Here is a 26,754-nt window from a genome sequence, read left to right as displayed (position 1 = left end):
CTCAGCTCCCGCTCAGCTCGCGGTAGCCGGCCTTGACCGCGTCCGCGCTGCCCGGCCACGCGCTCGGCGCCGGCGCGGCCAGCGCGGCCGAGGCGATCCGCCAGTCCGAGCCGGTCCAGCGCATCGCCTGGCAGTCACCGACTCCGACGCTGACGAGCTGGCCGTTGACGCCCACCGAGAACTGCCCGAGTACGCACGCCACCACGTAGCGCCCGCCCGAGGCCGTGCCCTTGATCTGGCCGTGCGTGACCTGGTAGGTCGCGCTCAGCCCGGTCACCGAGCCGGTGGCGGGCAGCTGGGCTCGCGCGCGCATGCTGGTCAGCAGCGACGCCAGCCCGGTCGAGCCGGGATCAGGCGCGCCCGACTCGGCGAGTTCGCGGTAGCCGCGGGCGTAGACCTGCGGATCCGCGGCCGTCATCGCGGTTTCGTCCAGGGCCTTGAGCTGGCCGAGCGCGCCTTCGGGCGTGCCGGGAAACCCACCCGGTATCCAGCGACCGGTGGTGACGGTGGGCTTGGGCACGGTGATCGCCGGGCCCGCCGTCGCGGTCGTCATCGCCTGCGGCTGCGCCGCCTGGGCGGGCAGCTGCACCATCGGCTGGGCGGCCAGCGCGTTCTCCTCGGCCGCGCCGCCGGCGCCGGACGTGCTCGTCGCCACGGCCGGAGGCGTGGTGGCGCCCGGTGCGCGCGGCGCCGGCGCCGGAGCGGTGACGTAGTGCGCGACCACGACCGCGATCACGCCCCCGATCAGCACGATCGCGGCGACCAGGACCCCGGTCAGGGTCAGCCCGGCCTTCTTGCGGGCCTGGGTGTCCTCCGTCGGGCTCTCGGTCATCACTGACCGCCGGCGAAGTGGTTGATGACCTGCCAGCCGATGCCGTAGAGCAGGCCGCCGCCGATGGCGCAGAGCATCATGATCAAGCCGATGCGGCCCGCGCGGTGGTGGTCGATCCAGCGCCCGCCGGCCCACACCACCAGCCCGGCGAAGAAGCCGACCAGCAGGGCGATTCCCGCCGCCCACTTGACGTTGCTGACCACGCCCAGGATCTCTTTGGCGCCGGGCGGCTCGGCCGGGCCGGGGTTGGGAATCTGCTGGGCCAGGAACATCACGGTCTCGAAGTGCTCGATCATGAGCGCCCCCTCGTACTCGACCGCCTGCTCTTGCCGGCGGTGTCAGGCAGCAGGCCCCAGCGGCGCAGCACCGGCGTGATCGCCTGCCGCAGCCGGGGCGGAGTGACCGCGGCGGTGACGCCGGCCGCGGCGAGATCGGGGTCGTGTGGCAGGAACACCGCTTCGTCCAGCAGGGCGCTGACTCGTCGTCCGGCCGCGCCGGCCACCCCGTCGGGCCAGCGCTTGGCGCCCATCACCACCAGCTGCGCCGGAGCGGCCGCGGCGGCGCAGGAGATCCAGTGGTCCAGCCGGGCGAGGACCTGTTCGGCGTGCAGCAGCGACGGGCGGCTGGGGCGCACCACCAGCACCGGGCGGGGCTGCGGGGTACCGCGGCGCAGCCACGCCCCGGCGCCCGAGAGCGGGTGCGCGGTGACCCGCCACGGGTCGTGGCCGAGATCGACCACGGTGGCGTGCAGCTGCTGCACCGGCGGGTGCCAGAAGCGGGGCGGCGGCACCATGCCCGGCGCGAGGACCGGAAGACTGGTCTCCAGCCGCGCCAGCAGGGCCTGCGCCCGCCACGAGAAGCGGATGTGCACATGCGGGTGCGGGTGCGCGAGCCACGGGCCCAGCGAGCGGGTGGCGGCGGCCAGGCCGGAGCGCGGCGGGTCGGCCGGGTCGACCAGCAGCACCCGCAGCTGCGCGAGCTGGAGGACGTCGGCCAGCACCGCGGCCAGGACCGAGGCACCGGCGCCGGGCGAACCGGCCAGCACGGGGATGACCGTGCCGAAGCCGCTCCAGTCCACCGGGTCGGTCGCCGTGGGCGGCAGGCCCTGGCGCTGGATCGCTGCCGCGGCGGCCGCGACCTCGATGGTCGCCGCGTGCGCGGCGCCGCCGGGCGGGGCGGGCTGATCGCCGACGAGCGGCTGCCCGGCGCGGGTGGCGGTCAGCTCCTCGGACGCCTGCGTGGCTGCGGAGATCGTCCCCGCTTCCACAGCCGCGGCGACGTCGGCCGCCGGAAGTTGGGCCCACGTTCGCCGGGCGGCCTGCGCGAGCTCGGCCTCGAGGGTGCGCAGTCCCTCGGGTTCAGCCGGCGCGGCGGCCGGCCCGGCGAGTGGCATCGGCGGCCCACCGGGGGGCGTGGCGGTGCGCACCGGTGTCGTGGGATTCGTGTCCGCCGGCGACGTCGCGACGGGCACGGGTGGTGGAGCGCCCGGCCGGAGGGTGAGACCGGCCGGGCGCCCCAGGCTTGCCGGCGAGGTGGTGCTCGACGGCGGATGGTCGATGGGCCCCTGCTGCGGGGCGGGCCTTGCGGCCTGCTCGTCGGGCCGCTGCCCGGCGTCGGCGTCGAAGGGCACGGTGCCAACGAGGCGACGGAACCCGTTGTTTCCCAAGGGTTCGCTGTTCACGGTGGGCACGTCCTCCTCCCTTCTGCGTGCGCCGCTGGTGCTGCGGCCGTGCCAGGTCGAGGGCGCGCTGAACCCAGGCCCGCGACCCGCGTGGCTGTTGGTGGTGCCGTGGCGCACCCGGTGGGGTGCGCCACGGCGGCGCAGAAGGTGAGCGCGGCCCGGTCTCTCTCCGGCCGCCTGTCGGCCGTCACGAGGGCGTGCGAGGGCACGCTGGGTCGCTGGTGCGATCCAGTGCTGGAAAGACCAAGGTCGACGGCGCGATGAATCGCGCCATGCGCTCACGCGCGTCGGCGGAGCCGGTGGCGGACCGAGCTCCGGCGACGGCTGCGCCAGCTTCGGTTATCGCCGGTCAGCCCGGTGCGGGCCCGGCGGTACGAGTCGGCGTGCCGTCGCTACTGCGCGGTGCGGCTGCGCGACCTCGTCGGTCGGTTGTGCATCAAGCCCCCTCCTGCGAAACACCGGCCGCGCCGGCGTCCCTCGGTTCGTCCGGCCCCCGTAGCCGGCTCGGTTCCCCTCGGGTGGGCCAACCCCTTCTGGGTTTCCCTGCCCCCGCGAGACGGCGCTGACCTGGCGTTCCCTAGTGAAACGTCCATATCAGTTGCCGTCCCTGCTAGACAGAGGATATGCCCAGCCGCCAAGATGTCAACTGATGTGGACGTATCGGGCTCGATCACCTATGTTTGGCGACCGGGCGGTTACGGACCGTCGAGAAGATTCCCGGACAGACGAGGAGGCGGGTTGCCATGGCGGAGGCATCCACGCTCGCGGAGATCATCGACAAGCTCTTCAAGACGGTGACGCGGTCCAACGGCAGCGAGCACTCCATGGAACACGTCGCAAAGTGGTGCGCGGCCTGGCTGAAGGAGCGCCACCCGACGAAGACCTTCTCCAAGGAGTACATGCGCCAGCTGCGCGCGGGAATCGCGGACAACCCGACCAAGGGGCACCTCGAGGCGATCGCAGCCTTCTTCGAGGTCGATCCGGCGATCTTCTTCGACTCGGAGAAGTCCCGGCAGATCCAGGCCGATCTTGATCTGGTGGTGGCGCTGCGCGACGCCGACGTGCACTCGGTGGCGCTGCGCGCGCTGAGCCTCACCCCGGCCCACCGGGAACAGGTCCTGGAGCTGATGCGCACCCTCCAGGCCAACCAGTCCGGCGGGGAAGGCCGCGCCGCGAAGGCGGAGTAGCCAACATCCAGGCCGAACTGGGCGGACTACTGGACAATTCGCGGTCAAATGGCTGAAACCCCCTGACGGAGCGTGCTGCGCCCGACACCCTTTGGGTCATGGACTCAGGTGCACCGGCCCGGCAGCGCGAACAGGCGCTCCCGCAGCCGCACGTCGTCCAGCCTGGTCTGAGCCGTGACCGCGGGCCTGGAATCGGGTGAGCGTCATGGCCGTCCCCGACTGTCCGCTGTGCGCCATGGTCAGCGGCACGACGCGTGTCGTGGTGCTGCGGTGTTGGCCGGACGTGATCGCCGTCGAAGCCCCGTCACCGCGCGCTCCTGGTCACGTGCTGCTCATCGCCACCGACCACTTCGACGACGTCGCCGCCGCCCCGCACGTCGCGGGCGTGGTGATGGTCGCGGCCGCGGAGCTCGCCGCCGACTACCCGTGCTGCACCATCCTCGCCACGCGCGAGGAGGTACGGGCGGGCGATGAGCCGCCTCACCTGCACTTGGACCTGATCCCGCGCGCACCGTCGAGCGAGTTCGTCCGGACCGGCGCGGCCGACTCCCTCGCGTCCATCCGCGGGTCCGGACCGTTCAGCCGACGGCCGGGGTGACCCGGCACAGCACGTGGTGCTGCGGGCCCGACGCCGACAGCCGCATCCCCGTGCCGACCAGCGTCACTCGCGTCCACCCGCGTCGGCCGCGGGTCGCCATGCGGACGGTCACCGGGCCGATCGTCTCGGCCGGCCGCGTTGCCGCCTCTTTGAGGAAGCCACGCAGCGCGGGGAGGTCGTCGGGATGTGCCATCTTGGGCAGATACCGGTCCGCGGGCAGCTCGATGCCGAGGACGGCGAAGTTCGCCGAGGTCATGTAGATGTGTTCGTAGCTGGTGTCTATCGCGCACAGCGGATCGGCCGACACTGCGAAGGCGGCGTCGAGCACCGCGGCCGTGGACGGTGCCGGCGGCGTGGCCCCGTCGTTCTCGACGCGGGTGCTGACCCCGCGGAACCACCTGTCCGGTCCGGCGCCATCGACGTCACGGCGTCCGGCCAGGCGCACGTGCACCCGCGCGCCCTGCGCGGTGCGCGCGGCGAAGCTGTGAATGAGCAGACCGTCGGAGGCCGCGGCCTGGAAGGTCTCCAGCACCCGCTGGATGTCGGCCCGATGGGCACCGGCCACGACCTCGTCCAGCCACTGCGCGGCTTCCCACCAGTGCGGCTCCTCACCGTCCGGCACGGGGTGCCCGTGCACGGCGAAGGTGTCCGGCGACCAGTAGAGGCGCATCTGCTGGTCGGGGCCGGGCGGGGTCGCGTGCCACTCCCAGCCGCCGACCAGCGGCGGCTCGGGCAACTCGGTGCCCTCGGGGACGTAGCAACCGAGCACGGCGAGCACGGCGCCGCTGGCCGGCCCGAGGATCGGCTGGACACGAACCGACCACCGGCGGCCGAAGTCCTCGGCGACCTGGGCGCGAGGGCGCCGCTCCTGGGCGGCCAGGCGCATCCGCGGAAGCAGGACCCGGCGGGCGGTGACATCCAACCTCGGCGAGATGCCCTGGTAGAGGGCCTGGCCGATGGCCAGTAGGTGGAAACGCGCGTCGAGCAGAATCCACTGCCCGGCGTGCCGCCAGCGATCTCTGCCGGCCTCGCGGGGTCCGGTCATTCGGCCAGGGGCGATCGTGATGAGGTCAACATGAGCCGGCGGGCGTCCGTCGTCCCGCCCGCACGCGGCCGCGCCCGGCCACAACCCTCGCCACGCTGTCCATTGTGGAGTCCATGCCGGTATTCCCACTGTTCACGGGTCACTGGTCAACTCTATGTGGCAGATTGCACTAGGCCAGTCGGCCGACATCCCGCCGCGAAAGATCGCTGAGACGGGTGAACAAGGCCAACTACAGCACGTGACACCTCCTGCTCAAACGGGGTAACCCGAGCGGGCTGACGCGCCGAGGTCACGAAAACCGTACAGTCGTCGTCGGTTGATCCGATAGTGTTGATGAAGTCGTGACCATGCAGCCTATGCGCTGGTCACAAGGCTCGTTCCCGTTGGTCGTCGGGCGTAGCCGGTCCCATGAAGGGGCTCGTGGCATGCGGTGCCGCGAGCCGGGACACCGCTGCACTGAGACACGGGGCGTGATCGGCTCGTCCGTTCGTGACGGGTCAAGGACCAACCGGGGAGCTTGGGCCGGGCGTGGCAAAGGGGGCCGCGTGATCCAGACCCGTGTCGACGAAGCGGATGCCGGGCGGCGCGGCCGCGTCGCCTGTTGATCGTCGAACGTGTCGGGGGGACACGCATGGTCAGCAGTACCCAGCACGATCACCTGGTCCGCGAGGGGGAAGCGCCGACGGACGAGTACATCTCGCCCGCCAGCCCATCGCTCCTGCCCGCGGAGATGAACAGTTTCATCGGTCGCGGCAGCCTGCTCAACGACGGCATACGACTGCTGCGGACCGCCCGCCTGGTGACCTTGATCGGCACCGGCGGCGTCGGGAAAACCCGCCTGCTGCTGCGGATGGCCCGGGAACTCGTCGACGCCGGCGCGTACAAGCACGGCGTAGTCGTGGTGCAGCTCGCCGACCTGAAGGAGGCCGACGACCGGCTGGAGTCCACGATCGCCGGCGAGCTGGGCATCCTGGACAACTCGTCCACCCCCGGCCTGGCGCGGCTGATCGAGTACTTCCGGCACCGGCAGATGCTATTGATGCTGGACAACTGCGAGCACCTGGTCGGCAAGTCGCCCGGGACCGGCCAGGTGCCGCGCCTGCTGACCACGCTGCTCAAGGCCGCGCCGGGTCTCCAGGTGATGACCACCAGCCGGGTGCGGCTGGGCGTGCAGGGCGAACACCTGCTGATCGTCCCGCCGCTGTGCATCGGCACGGGCGATTGCGGGCGCGACGGTGACGAGAACGGGATACACGAGGCCCAGCAGCTGCTGATCGACCGGGCGGCCGCAGCCGGCGTGCGCATCTCCGAAGAGGAGTACCCGCTGGCCGCGCGGCTGTGCCAGCTGCTCGACGGCATTCCGCAGGCCATCGAACTGGCCGCGCCGATGCTGGCGGCGATGACGCTCCAGGAGATGGTCGAGCACCCGAGCCGGCTGCACCTGTTGGCCGACGGGCCGCACGAGCAGGACCACCACCGCACCCTGCACGCCATGATCGACTGGTCTTACGACCTGCTCCCGGTGCCCGAGCGTCGGGTGTGGGCGTTGGTCTCGGTGTTCGAGGGCGGCTTCGACCTCGACGCGGCGCAGGCCATCTGCGGCGGCCGCGGCGTCGAGAAGCCGGATGTGCTCAGCCTGATTGTCCGACTGCGGGACAAGTCTCTGCTCGTGACCGAGGCCCGCGGTGGCCGCACCAGGTATCGAATGCTGGAGACGATCCGCGAGTACGGCCAGGAGCTCGTCGCCGCCGCCGGCGAAGAATACGAGCTGCGCCAGGCGCACGCGGAGTACTTCGACGAGCTCGTCGCGCGCTGCGCACGCGAATGGTTCGGCCCCGCCGAGATCGAGTGGATGCGCCGGTTGCAGGTGGAACTGCCGAACCTGCGCGCCGCGCAAGAGTACTTCCTGTCCGACCCGGCCACAGCCGAACGCGGCCGGGAGATGGCGATCCGCGCGACGGGGACCCGGTTCTTCGTCTTCTCCGGCAAGTTGAACGAGGCGCGCCGGATGCTGGCGATGGGACTCGACGGCTGCTCCGACGCACCGAGCCTCCAGCAGGCCGCCGCGTTGTCGATGTCGTCCTGGGTCGCGCTCATCCAGGGCAGCCAGGCGCTGGCCAGGCCGCTGCTGGCCCAGGCCGAGGAGGTCGTCCGCCAGCTTGGGATCGACGAGCCGTTCGGGCCGCTGCTCTACGGGCAGGGCACCCAGAAATTGCTCACCGAGCCCGACCGGGTCAAGGCACGGGAGTCGCTGGAGCTGCTGTCGCGCGCGGAGCGCGCACTGCGCAGCCAGGGCACGCCGGGCGACGTGTTCATGACGATGTTGTTCCTGGGCATGGCCGCCTCGTTCCTCGGCGACGCCCAGCGCGCCTTCGCCGAAGCCGAGCGGGTGCTCGCGGCAGCCCGCGCGTCGGGCGCCCCGTGGTGCCTTTCCTGGGCGTTGTGGAACAACGCGCTCGCCGAGCTGCTGCACGGCGATCCGGATGCCGCCGCCCGGCTGGCGCAGGAAGCGCTGCGCTCGCAGCAGGCGACCGGAGACACATGGGGTCCGACCTGGAGCTTGTGGCTGATCGCCATCGTCGCCGTGACGCGCGGGGACTACGAGCTGGCGGGACAGCTGCTCGGCGGGGCCCAGGCCGGCTGGCGACACACCGAAGCGACGGTGCTGGGGCTGTTGCCGTTCCTACGGGTACAGCAGCAGGCCAAGGCCGCAGCCAGGCGTGAGCTCGGTGACGACGAATACAAGAGGCGGTTCGAGAAGCAGGTAGAACTCGGCGAGTCGCTGCGTCCCGAGGAGATTTACGCGCTGGCCGCCACGCCGTTTCCGACCCAGCGGCAGCCCTCAGCTCAGGAGATGCTGCCCGGCGGGCTGTCCGACCGGGAGCTCGAGGTGGCGGACCTGGTCGCCAAAGGGATGAGCAACCGGGAGATCGGCGAGCGGCTGCACATCAGCTTCCGCACCGTCGAGGAGCACATTCGCCGGATCAACCGCAAGCTCGGCGTGAGCAAGCGCGTGGAGATCGCCGCCTGGTACCTCGCCGAAGCCGGGAAGTGACCCGCAGCGGCCGGCCGTCCGACGCCGAGGCGGCCGCCGCAGGGGTCAGCCGGCGAGGCGGACCGGCAGCCCGACGTAGCCGTTCATGATGGCGCTGGGACGCCGCTGGAGCTCGTGCGCGGAGGCGGCCAGCCGGGCGTCAGGAAACCGCTGTGTGAGGGCGCGTAGCACGATCTCGGCTTCCATGCGCCCCAGCGGCGCGCCCAGGCAGTAGTGGATGCCGTGGCCGAACGACAGGTGGGCGGCGGCGTCGGCCCGCCCGAGCACCAGGTCGGTCGCGCGGGGGAACCGGTTGTCGTCGCGGTTGGCGCTCTGCAACCACACGAGCACGATCTCGCCGGCCGGGATGACGACACCGCCGTATGCGACGTCCTCGGTGGTGAACCGGTGGGTGGCCATGCGTACCGGGCTGTCGTAGCGCAGCGACTCCTCGATCGCCGCGGGCACCAGGCCAGGGTCGGCGGCGAGCCGGCGCCACCGGCTCGGTTCGGCCAGCAGGTGCCGCACGGTGTTGCCGATGAGGTTCGTCGTGGTCTCGTGCCCGGCCACGAACAGCAGGAACAGGGTGCCCATGAGTTCGGGCGGGGTCAGCTGGTCCCCGTGCTCGGACTGCTGCACCAGCGCCGAGAGCAGATCGTCACCGGGGACCGCGCGCCTGGCGGCGATCAGGCGATCGAAGTACCGCTCCATCTCGCGGGACGCAGGAAGAGCCCGCTCCGGCAAGTCCTCCATCAGCGCCGCGGTCCATTCCCGCAGATACTCGCGGTCGTCGAGCGGCACCCCGAGCAGCTGGCAGATGACGTTCAGCGGAAGCGGGAAGGCGACGGTGTCGATCAGGTCGACCGGCCGGTCGACGGGAAGCTCGTCGAGCACCGCGGTGGCCAGCTGCTCGATCCACGGCCGCAAGGCACGGACCCGGCCGCGGGTGAACTTCGCCGCGACCAGGGCACGAAGCCGGGCGTGAGCCGGATCGTCGTTGAACATCATGTGCGGCGCGAACATGTTCGACAGGTCCGCTTCCTGCCCGGCCGCGGCGAGCTGGTCGCGGATGATCGCGGTGAGGCCGGCGTTGTCCTTGCTCAGGCGCGGGTCGCTGAGCGCGGCGCGCGCGTCGTCGTACTGGCTGATGACCCACACGCGGACCTGGTTGGGCAGCGTCGCGCGATGCACCGACGCCTGGGGACGCAACGCGTCGGCCACCGCCAGTGACTGGTTCCAGTAGTTCTCGCCGAACAGGGCGGTCGTGCAGGGCGTCATGCCGGATGCCTTCCTCGTGCGCGACGCCCTGCACCAGCGGGAGTGCGGCCACATCGAGTGCCGTGCAGTCGGAGGCGGCGGTGATGGCGCGCGTCAACTTCGTCCCGTCATTTGGCGGGCCTACTTCGAGCATCTGCGAAAAAGGTTTCAGGCACTATCAGGGTAACCACGTAATTTCTCCGAATGGGACCACGTACTCGATATGAACGGACCACGTAACGTGGCGATAGATACCACGTATCGCAATTATTTTCGGAACATACTCGTTTAAAGGCAAACAATTGTCTGGTGCGCGTAGCGACTGCCGAAGAGTCCTGGGTCACAAGTCGGCGGGAGGTGGCCCTGGTCGACGGGCCACAGGGCTGAGGTCGTCACCGCTGACGCTGTGGGCAGGAGTTACTACGCAGTGTTGATGTCTACGTGGCGCTGCGCGCAAAGGCTACGTGGTTCCCCTGACATTTCGCACAAGCCCCTCGGAAAATCGGTTACCGAGATGTGTGGAAGTGCGTTGACAACGCCACCGTCTGGCCTATTGTGGCTACGTCGATGAGCCTCCGCACCGAGGGTGTTCCGCCGTGCAGGGGATGGCGGAAAAACGGTGGTCCGGAGGCTCATCGGCATCGAGGGGCAAAGGGGGTAAGAACGTGCCAATCGGCTGCCACGGAAAGCCGGTACGTGGCTCATCGCGCCACGCCGCCGTTGTCGAGCGCACGGACGGCAGGCCGGCCGCGCTACGCGGAACTGCACGAGGGGAGGCTGTGCGTTGAGTACCGCCGTGCAGGACATGGCCACACGGTGCGAAGAACTGATCGACACCCTGGTCATTCCGCGTCCGTTCGACATCGACCACTTCCTGGCCTCCCTGGCCGAGAAGCGGGGGAAGAAGATCCAGCTGATCCCCGGACGGCTGGGCGCCGACCAGCCGTGCGGGATGCTGATCAGCACCACCGAGATCGACTACATCTACTGCGCGAGCAACGTGTCTCCGTTGCAGTCCCAGCACACGGTGATGCACGAGGTCGGCCATCTGCTGTTCGACCACTGCACCTCGATGTCGGACTGCGGCGAGGCGCCGCGGGTGGCCGGGGACGACGCCCTGCGGCTGCTGCTGCCCACGTTGTCGCCGGCGCTTGTTCGCCGCATCCTGGGCCGCACCGTCTACGCGACCAACCAGGAGCGCGAGGCGGAGCTGTTCGCATCGCTGGTGCTCTCCCGGATCAGCTCGACCCGGGACGCCTATCGCGGTCTCACACCACGACGGCGGCACGGTGACGGCCTGGTGGGGCTGGAGTCCGCGTTCGGCCACCCGGTCCGGGCCGGCGGCCGGCGTGGTTGACCTGCTGGCCTACCTCTGTTCGGCACTCACCCTGGCCGGCGCGGCGGCCAAGATCCTCAGTACCCGCGGCATCTCGATGAGCACGAGCCGGAAGTACCTGGTGGCCGCCATGGTGTGCTTCGCGCTCGCGCTGGCGGTGACCGCGCCGGCGACGCTGGCAGCCGCACGGTGGCTGGAGCCGGTGGACAACAGCGTCCGGCTGCTGGGCAACGCGTTGGCGATGGGCGCGGCCTTCTGCCTGATCGGCGTGCTCAACCACGCCGGCGCCGGACCGGACGCCCGGCGCCGGTCGGTGATCAGCGCGGCCGCGCTGGCCGGCTGCGTCGCAGCGATGGCCATCCTGCTGGCGCTGGCCGACACCGACTACACCCCGCAGTTCGCGGCCACCTACGGCCGCGACCCGCGGATCGTCGCCTACCTGACGCTGTACGTGGCCTTCATGAGCTGGGGCCTGATCAGTTTCCTCGCGCTGATGCGCCGCTACGTGCGCGCCCGCGAACTGCACCCCTTGCTGCGCACCGGTTTCCGCATCGTCCTGGGCGCAGCCATCCTCGGCCTGGTGTGGGCGGCGTGGAAGGGCGCGGGGGTGGTGGTGCTCGCCGTGACCGGCCACGCGTTGCCGTTGCAGGCGGAGATCGCCGAAGGGCTGGCCCTGCTCTCGATCGGCGTCGGCACGGCCGGCGCCACCTTCACCAGCTGGTGGCCAGCGCTGCGCAACCTGCCGGTCCGTTGGCAGGTGTGGCACGCCACCCGGCGCCTGACCCCGCTGTGGCGGCAGGTGGTCGAGGAGGTGATGCCGCAGGTGCAGCTGGACGAGCCCGAGCAGGGACGGCTGACCCGCGCCGAACGCACCGAGTACCGGCTCTACCGCCGCACGCTGGAGATCCGCGACGCACAGCTGGCGCTGCGGCCCTACATCCCGCCGCAGATCCCGGGCTGGGCGCTGGCAGCCGCCCGCGAACGCGGCCTGAGCCCCGTCGCCGGAGACGTCCTGCTGGAAGCAGCCGAGCTCGGCGCCGCCCTCGACGCCTACCGGGCCGGGCGACGACACCATCCCGAAGTCGTCGACGTCGTCATGCCACAGCACTCCCCCGCCACGCCGGACCTGCTCGCCGAGGCCCGCTGGCTGATCCAGGTCGCCGCCATGCTGCGCCGCGACCCCGACGTCGCCGCGCTGCGCGGCCGCGCAGCGGTCACGGCCGCGCACGACAGCCCCGGCGACACCCCGCGCGCGCGGTGACAACGAGCGGCCCCGGCACCTTCGCGGTGCCGGGGCCGGACTCGTGTCGTGGCGTGACGGGGACGGGGACGGGGTCAGGGGCGCAGCTCGTGCACCACGTTCTCCAGATGCGTGCCGACCTCCGCGAGGGTTTCGCTCGCTGCTTCCAGCTCTTCGGTCGAGCTGAGGAAGTCGCCGACGGTCTCGCCGCAGTCGCCGAGCACATCCGAGATCTTGGACAGCGCCCCGTCCAGTCCACCGACCAGCTCGTGCAGCTGGCTCTTGCGGACCTGCTTCAGCTCGGTGACCAGGGCCTCCCGGTCGACGGAGCCGAGCACCGCGGTGAACGCCCGCACCGCGTCCTCGACGCGGTCCAGCGCCGGCAGCGCGCCCGGCGCGACCCGCATGATCTGCTCAACCAGCTGCTTCCTCGCGCGGACCACGATCTGGTGGTGGTCGAAGGCCACCGACTCGGGATCGTCGATGATCGCCTCGGCCAGCATCCAGCGGGCCTCGCTGGCATCGTCACCGGCGGTCGGCACCGGGCAGTCCGGCAGCACGGCGCCGAAGGCGACCGACAGCACGCGCCGGCGTGGGTCGCGGTCCGGGGCGCTGCTGGAGCCGATCTCGGTCAGGTCGTCTGCGACCACGTGGATGCCGCACTCCTCGCCGAGCTCACGCACGGCGGCCGCGGCCAGGTCCTCGTTCTCCTCCAGCAGGCCGCCGGGCAGCGCCCGCCGACCGGCGTACGGGTCCCACAGCCGCCGGATCGTCAGCACCCGCAGCCGCCCCTCGTCGTCGACGCCGAACAGCACGACGTCGGCGGCCACGGTCGTGGGCGGCGGGTCGGTGTAGCCGTCGGCGGCCGTGCCGATTGTGGTGTCGGCGGACTCGGTCGTCGTGTCGATCATGAAGATTGCCTTCCAGGGTTGATGCGGTGGTGCGGAATGAGGTTCGAGACGACCCGGCCCGGACATCGCGTGGTGGTGATGTCCGGGCCGGATCTGGGTGACTCGCCAGAGGGTTCGAGGTCAGCGCGTCCACCGGGGGTCCGGGCGCAGCGGCTGAGTGGCGTCGGGCGAGCGATCGCGCAGACGCAGGGTGCGCACCCGCTTCTGCACGAGGGTTTCCTGGTAATCGGGATAGCGCGGCTGCCGCTGGACGGCCCGCTTGCGCAGGGCCAGCACGAGCCCTGCCAGCAGCGCCACGGCGAACAGGCCCGCGAGCGCGCACCCGAGAAGGAGCCCAGCGCCTTGCCACACGATCAGCACCGGGCCGGGCGTGGGCTCTCGCTGGCCAGCCACATCCCAGCGAGCTGGGAGAGCCGGTCGTACAGCGGCGTGCCGCCGGACTCCTTGACGCCGTGGCGGCCGGAGTCGCGCATGATCAGGACGGCGAACGCGCCGGTGTGCGTGTGGCGCCAGACGTGGACGACCTCGCCGGCGTGGCGGTGGTTCTGCCGGACGTGGGTCAGATCGGGCTCGGCGTCGCGCAGCAGGGCCATGAAGGCGGGGTCCTCCACGGGCAGGGCGAGCGCCGGTCGCTCCGGAAGGTCGGGGAACGCCAGCGACGGCATCGATGGTGCCGGTGGCGCGGAAAGCATGCTGGTCATCGTCACTTCCTCGGATCGGATTCGGGTCAGACCTCGTCGGGGCCGGCTGCATCCGGCGACGACGGGGTGAAGAAGGCGAACTTGAGCTCGGGGGCCGTTTTCCGCAGCGAGTCCAGCATCGGGCGCAGCACCTCGGCGTCAGCCGCGCTCAGCTGCGAGGGCACCTCCACGACGACCGGCCCGGATTCCGGCAGCTTCGCCAGACCGGCCGCGATGCGCTCGAGGAGCCGGGTGTGGGCTTCGGCTTCCTCCTCGTCCGGGTCCCGGGTGGGCCAGTCGATGCGGAGGGTCTTGAGGATGCCGGGCATGTGCGTGCCGGGTTCGCGACGGTCGAGTTCGTCGGTTCCGGCCGGGGCGGTCACGATGCCCTCAGCACGTTGTTCTGGGCGGCCAGCGCGGCCGGGATGTTCGCCACGGCCGGACGCCCGTTGAGGTCCCACCAGGTCAGGTGGGCGACGAGCCGGTTGAACAGCACGCCGTTGTCGGTCTGCGCGACGCGCGCGATGGCCGCGCGGTCGGTCTTGTCGTAGCGGACGTCGATGCGCACGCCGTCGCCGGTGGCGAGGTCGACGACCAGGTGCTCCTGGTGGCCGGGGTACGGCGTGCGCCGGTAGCGCAGGGTCGGCAATCCGGCGGTGATGAGAGCGCCGGCGTGGTGGTGGTCCAGTCCGCGCAGGAACACTGCGGGTTCGGTCTCGATGCAGGCCAGCAGCGCCGCGGCCTGGTCGAGCGGGTCGGACATGCCGGCGGGGGCGGGATGGTCGGTCAGGACGGTCAAGACGTTCACCTCTCTGGTCGTGTGACTGGTGGTTCGATGCATCCCCTTCCAGGAAGGACGGGTCTGTCGTGGCCGAGCTGGGCGAACAGCTCGTGCAGGTCCGGGTGCAGGTCCGGCAGCCCGGCCGGTGCCGGTGCGGCCGCGGGCGGAAGCTCGACGCGCTCGGGGATCAGGCCGAGGCGCTGGAGGCAGCGTTCGCAGGGCATGTGGTGGCCCAGTTCGACGAACTCGAGGTCGCCGCGCGCGAGCTGGGCACCGCAGGCGGCGCGCAGCTGCTCGGCCAGCAGCAGGCCCGGGACGACGCCGACGGCGTGGACTTCCCGGCGGGATTCGCCGGTGATGCCTTTGCGGAGGCGGCCGAACAGCACGATGGGTTCGGCCGGGGAGTCAGGGTCGGTGGGCAGCACCATCCAGGAGCCCCAGGAGCCGTCGCCGGCGGTGGCCGCGAGCTGTGCGAGTTCTTCGGCTTCCTCGATCGTGGCGACCGCGCGCTCGACTGGGGTATCACCGATACGGCCGCGTACCAGGAACGGCGCGCTGGGCGCGTGCGCTGCCTGATCCATCGCGGCTCCCGGTGCCGGTTGGTGCAGTAGCCCCCTCGCTCGAGGGGTTCCACGAGGGGGCCACCGCTGTCTGGGGTGGCGGGCCCCTGCGGGAGGGGGAGGACCGCGAGGGCCCGCCACGTTTCCTTTCGTCGGCGCGTCCCCGGGGAAGGCGGGGGACCTTCGGGACACGCCGTTTCTTCTTTCGGCGCCGGGAGAGGGCCGCTGTGCACGACCTGGGGGGCTGCCGTGCGAGCCCTCCCCCGACAACTCGGAAGGTCGACTACCGTTGCGATCTAGTACCCGACCTATGTAGAACATAGTCCAGAACTAGTCTTTAGCTAGTCAAGGACGCCATTCGGGTGAACGGCCGCGGTATGCGGCCGGAGACATGGGTGACACAGCCACGGAATGTGGCCCGACCCAGGAAGGGCACGATGAACGGGAACGTGAGTCCCACACTGCGCCGGCGCCGCCTCGGCCGTCAGATGCGCGATCGCCGCACCGCGTTGAAGCTGTCGGGCACCGACATCGCCAACTACATCGGCAAGATGAACCAGTCCCGGTGGTCGAAGATCGAGATTGGCAAGGCCAAGCTGACCCACTTCCAGCTCGGCAAGGCCGTAGAAATCCTGCAACCGACGCCTGAACAGGCCGAACGGTGGCATGAGTGGTGGGAGCACGGCGACCAGCTCGGGTGGTGGTCCGACTACGTCGACGTCATCACCGAGCACGACGAGATGCTGGCCGGCTTCGAGCTCGACGCCGCGCACGTGCGCCAGTACGTCGACGCCTACATCCCGACGCTGCTGGCCGACGAGGCGTACACCCGTGCCGTCGTGAGCGCGTCGCAGCACACGCGCCCGGTGGACATGTCGCGGGTGGTGGAGTTCCGGATGCTGCGCCAGCAGCGGCTGACCGACCCGGACTTTCGCTACACCGTGGTGATCGGCGAGGCCGCCCTGCACGGCCACGTCGGCGGCCGCCTCGTGCTGGCCTCGGCGCTGCGGCACCTGCTGGACGCCAACTGGGCGGCCACCGTCGAAATTTTGGTGGCACCGTTCACCGCCGACGCCTACGGTGCCAAGGGCATGAGCTTCGAGATCACCCAGTTCTCCGACCCGGAGGACCCCGAAGCCGTGTTCGTCGAGTCCGGGCCGGGCAGCGGCTTCCTGGAGAAGCCGTCCGAGCTGCGCTACTACAACAACCTGTTCAGCGTGGCCGCCAGCCGCGCGGTCGCGCTCGACATCGAGGACTCGCGCCGGCGGATCGAGGAGATCTGGGCGATGTACAGCGGCTGAGCCAGCCGCCGTTACGGTGTTCGTCGCCGCACCCCCGCGCACCCTCTGTGAGCGCGGGGGATGCTGCGTTTGGGTGGGACCACCACCCATGGCGGCCCCACCCGTAACCGCAGAAGGAGTGGAGATGACAGAAGAACGGCCGCCCATCGAGCAGCTGCGCAGGGGCAAGTACGAGAAGCCCTCGGCCTCGCCTGACAAAGGCAACTGCTTCCGGTTGACCAGGGTCGGAGACTGGATCGGGGTGCAGGACGACAAGGAGTACACGACGACGCCGGTCGACAAGCGCACCACGCTCGGATTCACGATCGCTGAGCTGGAAGCGTTCCTGATCAGCGCGAAGGCCGGCGAGTTCGACCACTTGATCGCGTAACCGAGTCGCGCAGCGGCAGCAAGACGTGCGGAGGCCCGCGCCGGGAGTGACGGCGCGGGCCTCCGCCGTTGGCAGCCCCGAACGCTACGTAGCCGTGCGCGCACCACGGTATCCGCTTCGGGGACCGCGTCGAGGGAGATCACGCGCACGTCGGAGCGCATGGTCGTGAACAATTGACCGCGTCGGCGGCCGCACGCTACCGCCGCCCGCGGGCCGGCGGAACCCGCTCAGTCGAGATCGGGGTCCTTGCCCGGCGGCGGCGCCGGCAACTCGCCCAGCAGGACTCCCAGGTCGATCTCCAACGCCGCGGCGATGCGCGCGAGCACCAGCACCGTCGGATTGACCTCGCCGCGCTCGATCTCGGCGATGTAGCTCCAGTTCACCCTGGCCCGGCGCCCCAGGCGCTCCAGGCTCCAGCGCTTGGGCGCCTTCGCCAGCCGGGCGGCCCGCACGCGGCTGCCCAGCTCGCGTGCGAAGTCCGAGGGTGGTTCGACGGCCGGCATAGATCGCTATGCCTATAGGCACAATGTGGATCAAGCCAGAGGCGACTGCCATAAGGTGACGCACCTTATGACTATAGGCATAAACTCCGAGTGAATGTGCTGTTCAGGGCACAGCGGCTCCGGTCGGTTGCAACTCCAGGCGGTACGCGACGATGAGCACGGCATCCACCCGGCGACCGGGCGAGGGGAACGAGATGGACGACGCCTGGCCTACTGCCCGGCAGGCCCTGGCCGACGCCGGCGCGACGGTCACCTACCTGCGCCTGCTCCCGGACGTCCCGCCGCCTTCCTCAGGGGCCGCGGCCAGCTCTCCAGACGGCGCCGCCGACACGGGAGAGGTGCACGTGGCGCTGCTGGACACCTCTGTCGAACCGCGGACGCTGTGCGGCCGCCCGGCCGATCGCGGGCGGATCGAGGTGGTCGACGCCCTGGGCGACCGGCCCTGCCTGCGGTGCGTGGCCCGCGCGGCCGAGCTCGCCTGCCTGGCCGGCGGCAACCGCCGATGAGCGAGGTAGGCACCACGGAGACCCGGCTGATCGTGCTGCGCGGCCCGAGCGGCAGCGGCAAGTCCTCCACCGCCGCGGGCCTGCGCGGCCGACGCGGCCGTGGCCTGGCCCTGGTCGAGCAGGACTACCTGCGCCGCCGGGTGCTGCGCGAGCACGACGTCGACGGCGGGGCGAACATCGACCTGATCGACCAGGTCACCCGGTTCTCCCTCGACCGCGGCTACGACGTCGTGGTCGAGGGCATCCTGGCAGCCGAGCGCTACGGCGCGATGCTCACCCGCCTGCACGCAGACCACCGCGGACCGACCGCGTTCTACTACTTCGACGTCTCCCTCGAGGAGTCGCTGCGCCGGCACGCCACCCGTCCCCAGGCCGCCGAGTTCGGCCCCGAGCATCTGCGCGGCTGGTACATCGAGCGCGACCTGCTTCCCGGCATCGGCGAACGCATCGTGCCGGAGACCTCCAAGCTGGAGACGACCGTCGGGCGCGTCGTCGCCGAGATGTTCCCCGAGCTGGCCGCCGCGCGCACCTGACGAGCCGCGTGGCCCGGGGGTCGGTGTCTCGACGTCGTCGGCGTGCCGGGCGGTGGCCGGTCCGCGGGGTTCAGTCCGCGCGCGGGTGCAGCGGCACGACGTCGGCCAGGCGGCCGGTGTCGTGCCGGCAGGTGCAGACGACGTTGTCGAGCACGCCGCCGACCAGGCCCAGCAGCTCCACGCCGGGCTGGCCTTCGAACTCGCGGATCAGGGTCGCGACGTAGTCGCGGGCCTCGGCCACGGTGAACGGCTGGTCGCCGGGGGCGATGCGGTCCACCAGTACCTCCGCGCGAATCGGGCGTGCGCGGAGCGGGCGCCCCGGCACGCCTGATCATGGCGTGCCGGGGCGCCGGTCGGCGAGCGGGACACGCTCAGGCGTCCGCCGCCGCGTTGATGTCGGACTCGAAGGAGGCGACGAACTGGCCGCGCGCGGTGCGGTCGGAGATCTCCAGCGCCGTCTGCGCGCCCAGCGTCAGGGCGGCCGACTTCGCCGCGTTCTTCTCCGCGGGCGAGGCGTTGCGCAGCCTCTGGAGTGCTTCCCGCAGCTCCCCGGCGGTGGCCATCAGCGTCCCCGTCCGGCCCGGCCCGGCCCGCGGCCGGCGGTGGACGACGTGGTGATCCTGAGACTGGTATCCATAAGGCGCTCTCCCAGCGAGGGCATGGACGCCGCCCGGGAATCCGGCCAGGAGAAGCGGGCGGCGTCCGCTGATGCGGACACCTCGATCTAAACAGGGTTCAACCCCGATATTCCAGGGTTCAACCCTGATCATTTCGGGTGAACGGGATCGCTGGGACGTGACGGACCACGGTTGCGCCGCGGACCGGCCGACGGCGCACGCTGCGCCGCCGCGCGGGTCAGGCAGCGGGGAAGACGCCGTCGGCGACGAGGCGTTCGCGCCACTGGCCCACCAGAGCGGCGGGCGGCGCGATCGTCTCGCCCGCCAGCAGCAGCCGGACGACCTCCTGGAGCGCCTTCGGCAAGGCGTCCTTGGCGACCCGCGCGCGGTTCGGAGTGCCGTCGACCACGGCCAGGGCGGTCGCGGCCTGCTCCAGCGTGATCTTCGCCGGAATGCGCGCGTCGTAGACCCACTCCCCCTCGGCGTCGCGGCGACGGGCTTGCGGGCGTACCGAAGGCATCGGATCGTCCTCCTAAACAGGGTTGACCACCGATTTTTCGGGGTTCGCTCCCGAAAGGCAAGCCGCGCGGCACCAGCGGCTCGCTGGTGGCGGTCGCGGGCTCCAGCCGGACAGCCCCTGAACAGGCACGAGGGCCCGGACCGTAGATGGTCCGGGCCCCCGCGGTGGGGAGGCCGGTGCGCAACACCGGCCGGGGTTGGGGTCACGGGGCATTCGGCATCGCGCCGTTGAGGCCCACGACATCGGGGACGGCCGCGGTGCGCACCGACCCCGGCGAGTCCGGCGCGGCGGAGGTGAGTGAGGTGGCGGCCAGGGTCGCCCCGGCCGCGAGCGCCGCGCCGAGGATGGCGCCGGCGAGCACCCGCCGGACCGCGGCGGAGGACGGTGTCGTGGTGCGTGCGGGCATGTCTTCCCCTGCTGCGCGGGTTGGTGGGGCGAGGCCGGGTTCGACCTCGCCCCACCAGCGGATGGGTACCGGTTCGGCCAGGGTCAGCCGGTGACGGGGTGGTGACCGTCGTGCGGGACCGGCTTGGGCGCCGGCTGGTCGGGCCGCTGACCGGGCTTCTGGCCGGGCTTGGTCGTGCCGGTCGGCTTGGTCGTGGGCTGACCGGTCGGGTGCTGCGTCGGCTGGCCGGTCGGCTGACCCGTGGGCTGCTGCGTCGGCGGCTGCTCGGTCGGAGGCGTGCCGGTGCCGCACTTGACCACCGCGACGGTGATCGTCTCCACGGCCTTGCCACCGGCGCCGATGATCTGGACGGTGGCACCGGCGCCCCCGCCGAAGCTCACCTTGAGGTTGCTGGCCTCCGGCGCGGCCCCGGAGTGGCTGTAGGTCGTCTTGCCGTCGGCGCACTTGGCGCTGACCGACCCGATGGACTTGCCTCCCACGGTCAGCGCGCCCACGGTGGCCTCCGCCATCCCGGCGCCGGCCTTGACCGTGATCCCCGAGGCGCTGAACGTGCCGGCCTTGCCCGCGGCCGAGCCGGAGGCGGTCTTGACCGCGCCGTCGCTGGACACCGACGGCGTCGCGCCGACCGGATCGACGCCGGTGGCCGAGACCCCGTAGGCGGTCGAGGTGGTGCCCGCCGCGCTGGCTGGCGACCCGGTGCTGAGCACCAGGGCGACGGCGCCCGCGGCCAGGACACCGCCGGCGCTGACGCCGGCCAGGATGCGCGTGGATCGAGAGGTGGTACGGACCACTGGTCCCCCCTTGGTGTGGTGTGGCCCGGATGGGCCTCTGGATGGGTGTTTCACCTGATCAGCACCGGTGACCCGATCGGGACGTCGCTGCTGATCACCTGAAGCGCATCCGGCGGAATGCGGATGCAGCCGTCAGAACTGGGGTGGCCGTAGACGTCTGCGCTCGGCCACGTGTGCAGGCCGACGGTCCCGGGACCGCCGCCGTAGGACTCGTAGGTGTCGGAGTGCGCGCCGGTCGGCAGCACAATCGGACTGAAAGTCGGGTGAGTGTCCTTAATGGACGCGAGGAGGAACGTGCGGGTGGCCGGGGTCGGCGAGTTCGGCTTGCCGATGCCGACCGTCCAGTGCCCGGTCTCCTTGCCGTCCTTGAACAGCGTCAGCGTGAACCGTGCGCGGTCGACCTCGATGCGGTACGGGCTGTGCGCGGTGGTGACGGTGTCGTCGAGGTAGATCCAGGCCGCGGTGTCGTTGGGGCGCGAGGGCAGAAGGACTTCCGCCCAGCCGGGTTGCTCTGCCACCACCGGCAGCCAGGTGTCGCTGACCAGCTGCGTGGGCGGCAGCGCGGCGATGGCCGGGCCGCCGGGCGAGGCGTAGAGCGGCACCGTGGTCGAGGGGTGCACCAGCCGGCCGCCGGGCGCCTGGCCCGGGGCTGGGTCTTTCAGTGCGGCGGCGACGGTGCCGAAGGTGGTGGCCGCGGGCAGCTGGCTCAGCTGCTGCGGGCTCACCGGCTGCGGGTCCACGATCGCGGGCCCGTCGTCGGCGCCGGGATGGACGGCGGCGGTCGCCGTGGCGGTGGCCGTGTTCGTCGCGGCCGACGGCGTGCCGCCGGAGGCGACGGTCCAGCCGGTCACGCCGAGGGCGACGACGACCAGCGCGCCGAGCGTCCAGAGCACGGTCCGGCGGCGGCGCGTCACCGCGGGCGGCTGCTCGAGTCTGTGCCGCGCACCCGAGGGGGTGGTCGGGTCGGTCGTGCCGTCCGGGCGCGGATCGTCTCCGTCCGCGTGGGCATGCCGGTCGCCGTCGCCGTCGATCACGGTGAACCTCCTTCCTGCTCGTTGGGGGGTCTGGGGAGTCGCGGTGCGGCCGCCGCGGGTCAGGCAGCGGCGGCCGCACCGCCTCCGATCACTTGCCGAGGGCGGTGACGAAGCCCGAGGTCGGCGTTCCGATGCCGGTCACGGCGTCCCAGCCGGAGCCCGACACCAGCGACTGCGGCTTGGAGTCGAGGTCGAGCAGGTAGGAGCCGTTCTGGGTGGGCACCGAGACGTGGCCGAACCCGGCCATGAACGGCGACCAAACACCCGCCTGCGTCGGCTTCACGTCGGTGATCTGCGGCTTCCCGGCCAGCGCGTAGATCGCGTCGTTCAAGAAGCCCATCCGCGTCAGGCCCTGGGCCTGCTGGGCGTTGGCGACCAGGCCGACGAGGATCGGCGAGGCCAGCGACGTGCCGCCGGAGGAGTAGGCGATGTAGCCCTGCGGCGTGGTGTAGCCAATCGCGATGCCGGTGTAGGAGTCGGCCAGCGCCGCGATGTCCGGCACCGCGCGGTGGCCGTTCGCGACCCCGGCGGGAACCACGTTCTTCTGGTAGTCCGGCTGGTCGTACAGCTTGGACACGCCGCCGCCGGCGCCGCCGGCGAACCGGCCGTCCGCGTCGTTCTGCGCAACCCAGCTGGAGCCCGACTGCGTGTTGCCCGAGTTCTCCCAGCCCGCCGTGAACTTGATCTTCGAGCTGGCGTCCAGCGCCACCGAGGTCCCGCCGACCGCGGTCACCCAGGGGTGCGACGCGGGGAAGCTGGCCTCGGCCTTGCCCGCCGCGCCCGGACCGGAGTTGTCGCCCGAGTCGCCGCTGGAGAAGGTCAGGGCCTGGCCCTGGATCGCGGCCTGCACCGCGATCGAGCCCATCTGGTCGCGCTCGGCCTGCGAGACCGCGGTCTCACCGGGGTAGAGCCAGGAGTTGTTGATCAGCGAGACCTTGTTGTCGGCCACGGCCTTGTTCAGCGCGTTGTACAGGTCGTAGCAGCTCTTGGCGCCGTAGTAGACGATCTTCGCCGCCGGTGCGACCTCGTGGATGGACTGCACGTCCAGCGCCTGCTCCCCTGCCCAGCTGTCGGGGTTGCACTTGTCCTGGTTGTCGAAGCTGCCCGGCAGGACCGCGCTGTACTGGCCGGCGGTCAGCGCGGGCGCGCCGAACTGGCCGGCGGCCTTGTTGGTGTCGGCGACGATCGAGTCCAGGTGGTAGGCACCGACGATGCCCACCGTCTGCCCGGCACCGGTGTTCGCGCTGTTCAGGCCGTAGATGGCGCGGATCTGCGGGGCGGTGTAGCCGCACAGGTAGTTGGACTGGTTGCCGCCGGCGTACTTCTGCGGCACCGCGCCGTTGTTGACCTCGCCCCAGTACCGCGCGCAGCTGGACGGGTCGCCCGCGGCCGGGGTGACTCCCGGCCGGGCGCCGTTGGCCGCTCGCGGCGCGACCTGCCCGGTGGTGATGGTCCGGCTCGCGTCGTCCAGGCCGAGCACCGCGCTCACCGCGCCGCGCACCTGCCGGGGCACCGACACAGCGGACTCCGGCGCGGTCAGGGTGAACGACCGGCCGTCCTTGGTCTGGTGCCGGAAGGTGGCCAGCGAGGTGGCGAACGTCGTCTGCAACTGCGCGACGTCGCCGGTGACCTCGACGAAGTGGCGGTTGCTCGCGACGCCGTCGACCTTCAGGCCCTGCCCGCGCAGCCAGGAGGTGACCTGGTCGACCGTCTGCTGGGTCGGGCCGAACCGGTCGAGGAATTCCTTGCTGGACAGGAACTTGCCATGCTGCGGCGAGCCCGGCTTGCTGACCGCCTTGGCGAGGGCTTCCGCGCCCTGCGGATCACGCAGCGCCAGCGCCACCTTGATGTGCCGCTGCTGGTGCAGGTCGGCGTGCCCGACCTTGGCCGAGGGAGTCGCCCAGCTCGGCTGGTTGCCCTCGACCGCGGAGCGGTCGGCGCCGGGCGAGGTCGTCGATCCCTGGGCGAGCGCGGACGGCGCGGCCGCGATCCCCACGAGTACCGCGCACCCGGCGATCAGCCCGGCCGCACGGGATGGTCGTACTGCCATTAATGTCCCCGATTCCGTTTGCTCTTCCGACACACCGAGACCCCGGGCCGACGGCGAGTGCTATCGACAACAGGACGGATGTGGGAGAAATGCGAAACCGGCATGGCGATAGCGCGCCGGACGATTCCCCCTACGTGGCGACGAGTCCCCCTCGGTGCGGCCAGCGTCTCCCCTGCTGGCCTGTGACCAGCGTGTATCAGCTGGACAGCCTCACTCTGCATCGCCTGGATCGGGAATGTCAACCCGTTTCTGAACGAATATTCCCAGCCGTTTTTCTTGCCGTTTTTTGGGCACGAAAACGGCCCCGGCTCATGTAGCTAAACCGGGATTGCGTAAGCGTCTGCTTTTGTGTTTTGGTGACTGTCAGTTCATTGCCGTCACCTTTTCGGCGACGAATGCGCGGAGTGCGCCGCACACCGAGGCGCCGACCTTGGGCACGTAGCCGGTGATCCGCACCCGCTGCTGGGCCGGCGAGGCTCCGGAGCGGACTTCGCCGAGGCGCTGCTGGGTCGCCGGGCCGACGAGGCTGAACTCCTGCCCGGCGTCGGTGCGCAGCACCGCGCATCCGGGGTGGCCGGTCGTCCAGCTGGCCTGGCCGTCCACGGTGAGCACCGGCCCGTCCGCCGACGGCGCGGGCAGCGGCACCGTGGCCACCGGCGTTCCCGACGGCGGAGTCGGCGCGGGCGGTGTCGGCGTGTCCGAGCATCCACCCGCGACCGCAGCCAGCATCCCGGCGGCGCCGAGCAGCAGCCCGGCACGGACGGCCCGCCCGCCGCGGCCGCGCGCGCCGTGCGCCGGATGCTCAGGTCGTGTCCGCGCTGTCATGTTGTCCCCCTTGGTAATGCCTGTAAGCACCGTCGTGCGTGGACGATGCGACGACGGGGCGGCGCGTTGCCGCGCTGAACGTCCTGATTGGCGGGGGCGAACCGCCGCGCGGCCCAGCGGCCGCGGCGCCCATTCGGTCCGGGTGCCGCGGCCGCGAGCTCACCGCCTGTTTGCTCACCGGGCCGGGAATCAGCACCGCGGCAGCGAGCCCCAGGGGCCGGTGCTCTGGTAGATGATGGTGAAGAGGTCCGTGCGCATCCATCCGTAGGACCCGTTGACCGACACCAATCCCCAGGTGTAGCCGCCGCTGGAGACCTTGCAGTTCGCGCCGCCGGTCTGGCCGCGGTAGGCCAGTCCGACGACCGGCCCGTTCGGCACCGAGGATCGGACCCGGGCGCCGTCGACCCGGATCTCGATCGTGTTGGGCATGGCTGCGCGCGCGACCGAAGCCGGCGCCGCCCCCTCGCGGGTGCCCCAGATCCGGGTGCCGTCCGGTGCGGTCACCGGGGCATCCGGGTGCAGGCCGTCGCTGGGCATCCCGGCGTCGAGTCCCGCGCTGGGCGGCGCCGGGCTGGCCGCGGCGGTGGACACGTCCAGGGCGAGCGCGCTGAGCGCGAGCATTCCGGCAAGCGCCGCGCCGGCCAAGGTCCGCGCCGACGCCATCCGGCGCCCCTTAGTCAAAGTCTTCACTGGTTTCCCCTTCTCGTTGCAGTGGTGCAAAATCTGGGCACACGTCACCCGCGTGTGGAATGCGAAAAGCTTCGGATTTGGCTCTGTTACGCGGTTTTCGGGATGGCGGACGTCGTCTTCGGCCTCAGCCTCTGCCGCTCGAAGGTGTCCTGGTCGACGACGACGAACGCCAGCGTCGCCTGGCCGACGACTTCGTGGCCGTCGTGCACGTCGACCTCCCACTCGCTGTAGGAGTGGGTGGCCACGGTGCACCGCGCGGTGATGGTGAGCTCGGCGCCGATGGCGATCGGCGCCTGGTGGTCGAGGTGTTGCCGGGCGCCGAGGCTGCACTCGGCGGGGGCGATGGCGTCGCGGACGGCGTCCATGCAGGGCCACTCGCACAGCTCCAGCAACCGGGCCGAGGCCACCACGTCAGGCTTGCGGGCGAACTCGACGCTGCGCCCGGCCAGCCGCCGCACCGAGTCGGCCGCGGTGACCTGGTAGCGCACGGTGCGGACCGTGCCGCGCAGCCATCCTGTGGCCGCGGCCGGGTCAGGCGACCAGCTGCGCGCCGGCACCGCCTGCCTCCTCCCGTTCGTGCTCGCCCGCGTGCGCGTCGACAGCGGCCCGGATGGCCGTGGTCGAGGTGAAGTACACGCGCAGGTGGCGGGCGCTGATCCCGGCGGTGGCGGCGATCTCGTCGAAGCCGACGTCGTCGGCGCCGCGCTCGGCGAACAGGTCTGCGGCCACGGCGATGATGGTGTCCCGCACGGTGCCTCCCCGGCCGCTCACGGCCAGTCCGGCTGGCCGGTCCGGCAGATCCACTCGCCGTGGATGTTCTGCATCAGCGCCGGGGCCTTGGGCACGTAGTAGGCGTTGACCTGGCGGTGTGGCCCGTCGTGGTAGAGCGGCACCTCGCCCCACGGACCGACGCAGGTCGTGTAGTGGGTGCCGGTGTCCCAGTCGGCGCGGATGAGGATGAAGCTGTCCGCGCAGTGGCGATAGTGCGCGTCCATCCCCTGCGAGCTGTACCCGCACGGGTACGCGGCGACCGACGCGGCGGCGGTCCCGGCGCCGGCGATGCCGGCTCCGACGGCGGCCAGGCCGACCGCGGCGGCCGCGGCCGCCACGCGCCCGGTCCTGGTCAGTGTCGAGTTCCTGGGCCTGGTGGTTGGCATTGCTCGTCCCCTCCCGTCGTGGACGAGCCGGTCCGTCGCATCCCACGCGTGCGCTGCCGACCAACAGGTCGGCTCCCCTCACGGACCGGCTCAGCCGGACCGGCCCCCACAGCCGGTCCATGGCCGCCAACCCGGACGAACTCCCCGAACGTCCATATGAGTTGACGACTACGGGAGTCGATACTAGGGCTTGCCGGGCCGATGTCAACTCATGTGGACGTACTTTTGCGGGTGGGTCGGTGTGCGGCGTCGGGGCAGCAGCAGCGCCTGCGGCCCGACGGGCCGACCGCCGCGAGACGCGTCCACCCA

The 26,754-nt window shown here is 71.4% G+C and carries 33 protein-coding genes; 10 read left to right on the top strand and 23 right to left on the bottom strand.

Annotated elements, in window-relative coordinates:
* Window position 1: 1 nt before the first annotated feature.
* The 3 genes from AB5J73_RS48280 to AB5J73_RS48270 are packed head-to-tail and all read right to left on the bottom strand — an operon-like array spanning window position 2 to window position 2,225.
* Window positions 2-832 carry a hypothetical protein gene (locus tag AB5J73_RS48280; protein ID WP_370973827.1) on the bottom strand — a complete coding sequence of 277 codons (831 nt, stop codon included), beginning with the start codon at window positions 830-832 and terminating at the stop codon, window positions 2-4.
* A complete protein-coding gene (locus AB5J73_RS48275) occupies window positions 832-1,128 on the bottom strand; it encodes a hypothetical protein (RefSeq protein WP_370973825.1) in 297 nt (98 codons plus the stop codon). Before AB5J73_RS48275 ends, AB5J73_RS48280 begins: the two co-directional genes overlap by 1 nt.
* On the bottom strand, window positions 1,125-2,225 hold the full coding sequence (locus AB5J73_RS48270; RefSeq protein WP_370973824.1) for a hypothetical protein: 1,101 nt from the start codon (window positions 2,223-2,225) through the stop codon (window positions 1,125-1,127). The genes AB5J73_RS48275 and AB5J73_RS48270 overlap by 4 nt, the downstream gene beginning before the upstream one ends.
* Before the next feature lie 1,031 nt (window positions 2,226-3,256).
* Here AB5J73_RS48270 and AB5J73_RS48265 point away from each other — a divergent pair.
* Both AB5J73_RS48265 and AB5J73_RS48260 read left to right on the top strand, forming a co-directional pair.
* Entirely contained in the window at window positions 3,257-3,700 is a 444-nt protein-coding gene (locus AB5J73_RS48265) for an XRE family transcriptional regulator (protein ID WP_370973822.1), read from the top strand.
* A gap of 205 nt (window positions 3,701-3,905) precedes the next feature.
* Window positions 3,906-4,298, top strand: a complete 393-nt coding sequence (locus AB5J73_RS48260; RefSeq protein ID WP_370973820.1) for an HIT domain-containing protein — start codon at window positions 3,906-3,908, stop codon at window positions 4,296-4,298.
* Here AB5J73_RS48260 and AB5J73_RS48255 read toward each other — a convergent pair.
* Window positions 4,279-5,343: a hypothetical protein gene (locus AB5J73_RS48255; protein ID WP_370973818.1), complete on the bottom strand. Its 1,065-nt coding sequence runs from the start codon at window positions 5,341-5,343 to the stop codon at window positions 4,279-4,281. The genes AB5J73_RS48260 and AB5J73_RS48255 overlap by 20 nt on opposite strands.
* 631 nt (window positions 5,344-5,974) lie before the next feature.
* Here AB5J73_RS48255 and AB5J73_RS48250 point away from each other — a divergent pair.
* Window positions 5,975-8,398: a LuxR C-terminal-related transcriptional regulator gene (locus tag AB5J73_RS48250; protein ID WP_370973817.1), complete on the top strand. Its 2,424-nt coding sequence runs from the start codon at window positions 5,975-5,977 to the stop codon at window positions 8,396-8,398.
* A gap of 45 nt (window positions 8,399-8,443) precedes the next feature.
* On the opposite strand, the gene AB5J73_RS48245 is transcribed toward AB5J73_RS48250, so the two are convergent.
* A complete protein-coding gene (locus AB5J73_RS48245; RefSeq protein WP_370973815.1) occupies window positions 8,444-9,655 on the bottom strand; it encodes a cytochrome P450 in 1,212 nt (403 codons plus the stop codon).
* A gap of 784 nt (window positions 9,656-10,439) precedes the next feature.
* Here AB5J73_RS48245 and AB5J73_RS48240 point away from each other — a divergent pair.
* Window positions 10,440-10,991, top strand: a complete 552-nt coding sequence (locus AB5J73_RS48240; protein WP_370973813.1) for a hypothetical protein — start codon at window positions 10,440-10,442, stop codon at window positions 10,989-10,991.
* Entirely contained in the window at window positions 10,984-12,231 is a 1,248-nt protein-coding gene (locus AB5J73_RS48235; protein WP_370973812.1) for an MAB_1171c family putative transporter, read from the top strand. Before AB5J73_RS48240 ends, AB5J73_RS48235 begins: the two co-directional genes overlap by 8 nt.
* Before the next feature lie 74 nt (window positions 12,232-12,305).
* On the opposite strand, the gene AB5J73_RS48230 is transcribed toward AB5J73_RS48235, so the two are convergent.
* From AB5J73_RS48230 to AB5J73_RS48210, 5 genes are all read right to left on the bottom strand, one after another.
* On the bottom strand, window positions 12,306-13,121 hold the full coding sequence (locus AB5J73_RS48230; protein WP_370973810.1) for an NUDIX domain-containing protein: 816 nt from the start codon (window positions 13,119-13,121) through the stop codon (window positions 12,306-12,308).
* Between the two features lie 120 nt (window positions 13,122-13,241).
* Window positions 13,242-13,481: a hypothetical protein gene (locus AB5J73_RS48225; protein ID WP_370973808.1), complete on the bottom strand. Its 240-nt coding sequence runs from the start codon at window positions 13,479-13,481 to the stop codon at window positions 13,242-13,244.
* Entirely contained in the window at window positions 13,475-13,822 is a 348-nt protein-coding gene (locus AB5J73_RS48220; protein ID WP_370973806.1) for a hypothetical protein, read from the bottom strand. The genes AB5J73_RS48225 and AB5J73_RS48220 overlap by 7 nt, the downstream gene beginning before the upstream one ends.
* 26 nt (window positions 13,823-13,848) lie before the next feature.
* A complete protein-coding gene (locus tag AB5J73_RS48215; protein WP_370973804.1) occupies window positions 13,849-14,184 on the bottom strand; it encodes a hypothetical protein in 336 nt (111 codons plus the stop codon).
* Window positions 14,181-14,600, bottom strand: a complete 420-nt coding sequence (locus AB5J73_RS48210) for a hypothetical protein (protein WP_370973802.1) — start codon at window positions 14,598-14,600, stop codon at window positions 14,181-14,183. The genes AB5J73_RS48215 and AB5J73_RS48210 overlap by 4 nt, the downstream gene beginning before the upstream one ends.
* A 68-nt stretch (window positions 14,601-14,668) precedes the next feature.
* Here AB5J73_RS48210 and AB5J73_RS48205 point away from each other — a divergent pair, with 68 nt between their 5' ends.
* The 3 genes from AB5J73_RS48205 to AB5J73_RS48195 all read left to right on the top strand — a co-directional run bounded on the left by AB5J73_RS48205 (window position 14,669) and on the right by AB5J73_RS48195 (window position 16,813).
* Window positions 14,669-15,193, top strand: a complete 525-nt coding sequence (locus AB5J73_RS48205; RefSeq protein ID WP_370973800.1) for a hypothetical protein — start codon at window positions 14,669-14,671, stop codon at window positions 15,191-15,193.
* A gap of 398 nt (window positions 15,194-15,591) precedes the next feature.
* Window positions 15,592-16,443, top strand: coding sequence for a DUF5753 domain-containing protein (locus AB5J73_RS48200; protein ID WP_370973798.1), 852 nt, complete (start codon window positions 15,592-15,594; stop codon window positions 16,441-16,443).
* Between the two features lie 124 nt (window positions 16,444-16,567).
* A complete protein-coding gene (locus AB5J73_RS48195) occupies window positions 16,568-16,813 on the top strand; it encodes a hypothetical protein (RefSeq protein WP_370973796.1) in 246 nt (81 codons plus the stop codon).
* Between the two features lie 227 nt (window positions 16,814-17,040).
* On the opposite strand, the gene AB5J73_RS48190 is transcribed toward AB5J73_RS48195, so the two are convergent.
* Entirely contained in the window at window positions 17,041-17,316 is a 276-nt protein-coding gene (locus tag AB5J73_RS48190; protein WP_370973794.1) for a helix-turn-helix domain-containing protein, read from the bottom strand.
* Between the two features lie 152 nt (window positions 17,317-17,468).
* Between AB5J73_RS48190 and AB5J73_RS48185 the strand changes: the two genes are divergently transcribed.
* Window positions 17,469-17,822: a hypothetical protein gene (locus tag AB5J73_RS48185; protein WP_370973792.1), complete on the top strand. Its 354-nt coding sequence runs from the start codon at window positions 17,469-17,471 to the stop codon at window positions 17,820-17,822.
* Window positions 17,819-18,355, top strand: coding sequence for an AAA family ATPase (locus AB5J73_RS48180; RefSeq protein ID WP_370973790.1), 537 nt, complete (start codon window positions 17,819-17,821; stop codon window positions 18,353-18,355). The genes AB5J73_RS48185 and AB5J73_RS48180 overlap by 4 nt, the downstream gene beginning before the upstream one ends.
* Before the next feature lie 70 nt (window positions 18,356-18,425).
* Here the strand turns inward: AB5J73_RS48180 and AB5J73_RS48175 are convergent, their stop codons facing one another.
* From AB5J73_RS48175 to AB5J73_RS48120, 12 genes are all read right to left on the bottom strand, one after another.
* On the bottom strand, window positions 18,426-18,632 hold the full coding sequence (locus AB5J73_RS48175; protein WP_370973788.1) for a hypothetical protein: 207 nt from the start codon (window positions 18,630-18,632) through the stop codon (window positions 18,426-18,428).
* Between the two features lie 94 nt (window positions 18,633-18,726).
* Window positions 18,727-18,918, bottom strand: a complete 192-nt coding sequence (locus tag AB5J73_RS48170) for a hypothetical protein (protein WP_370973786.1) — start codon at window positions 18,916-18,918, stop codon at window positions 18,727-18,729.
* 292 nt (window positions 18,919-19,210) lie between these two features.
* Window positions 19,211-19,492, bottom strand: coding sequence for a hypothetical protein (locus AB5J73_RS48165; protein WP_370973784.1), 282 nt, complete (start codon window positions 19,490-19,492; stop codon window positions 19,211-19,213).
* 202 nt (window positions 19,493-19,694) lie between these two features.
* Entirely contained in the window at window positions 19,695-19,898 is a 204-nt protein-coding gene (locus AB5J73_RS48160; protein ID WP_370973782.1) for a hypothetical protein, read from the bottom strand.
* Between the two features lie 83 nt (window positions 19,899-19,981).
* Window positions 19,982-20,689: a hypothetical protein gene (locus AB5J73_RS48155; protein ID WP_370973781.1), complete on the bottom strand. Its 708-nt coding sequence runs from the start codon at window positions 20,687-20,689 to the stop codon at window positions 19,982-19,984.
* A gap of 50 nt (window positions 20,690-20,739) precedes the next feature.
* Window positions 20,740-21,723, bottom strand: coding sequence for a L,D-transpeptidase (locus AB5J73_RS48150; RefSeq protein ID WP_370973779.1), 984 nt, complete (start codon window positions 21,721-21,723; stop codon window positions 20,740-20,742).
* An 88-nt stretch (window positions 21,724-21,811) separates the two neighbouring features.
* Window positions 21,812-23,773 carry a protease pro-enzyme activation domain-containing protein gene (locus tag AB5J73_RS48145; RefSeq protein WP_370973777.1) on the bottom strand — a complete coding sequence of 654 codons (1,962 nt, stop codon included), beginning with the start codon at window positions 23,771-23,773 and terminating at the stop codon, window positions 21,812-21,814.
* A gap of 363 nt (window positions 23,774-24,136) precedes the next feature.
* Entirely contained in the window at window positions 24,137-24,598 is a 462-nt protein-coding gene (locus AB5J73_RS48140) for a hypothetical protein (RefSeq protein ID WP_370973775.1), read from the bottom strand.
* A gap of 189 nt (window positions 24,599-24,787) precedes the next feature.
* Window positions 24,788-25,288, bottom strand: a complete 501-nt coding sequence (locus tag AB5J73_RS48135; RefSeq protein ID WP_370973773.1) for a hypothetical protein — start codon at window positions 25,286-25,288, stop codon at window positions 24,788-24,790.
* 86 nt (window positions 25,289-25,374) lie between these two features.
* On the bottom strand, window positions 25,375-25,845 hold the full coding sequence (locus AB5J73_RS48130; protein ID WP_370973771.1) for a thioesterase family protein: 471 nt from the start codon (window positions 25,843-25,845) through the stop codon (window positions 25,375-25,377).
* On the bottom strand, window positions 25,820-26,038 hold the full coding sequence (locus AB5J73_RS48125; RefSeq protein WP_370973769.1) for a helix-turn-helix domain-containing protein: 219 nt from the start codon (window positions 26,036-26,038) through the stop codon (window positions 25,820-25,822). Before AB5J73_RS48125 ends, AB5J73_RS48130 begins: the two co-directional genes overlap by 26 nt.
* Window positions 26,039-26,055: 17 nt before the next feature.
* Entirely contained in the window at window positions 26,056-26,397 is a 342-nt protein-coding gene (locus AB5J73_RS48120) for a DUF6355 family natural product biosynthesis protein (RefSeq protein WP_370973767.1), read from the bottom strand.
* Window positions 26,398-26,754: the final 357 nt, after the last annotated feature.

Source organism: Amycolatopsis sp. cg9 (assembly GCF_041346945.1).
Lineage (GTDB): Bacteria > Actinomycetota > Actinomycetes > Mycobacteriales > Pseudonocardiaceae > Amycolatopsis.
The sequence above is the reverse complement of the archived record's forward strand: the minus strand, read 5'-3'. Positions and strand labels throughout refer to the sequence as shown.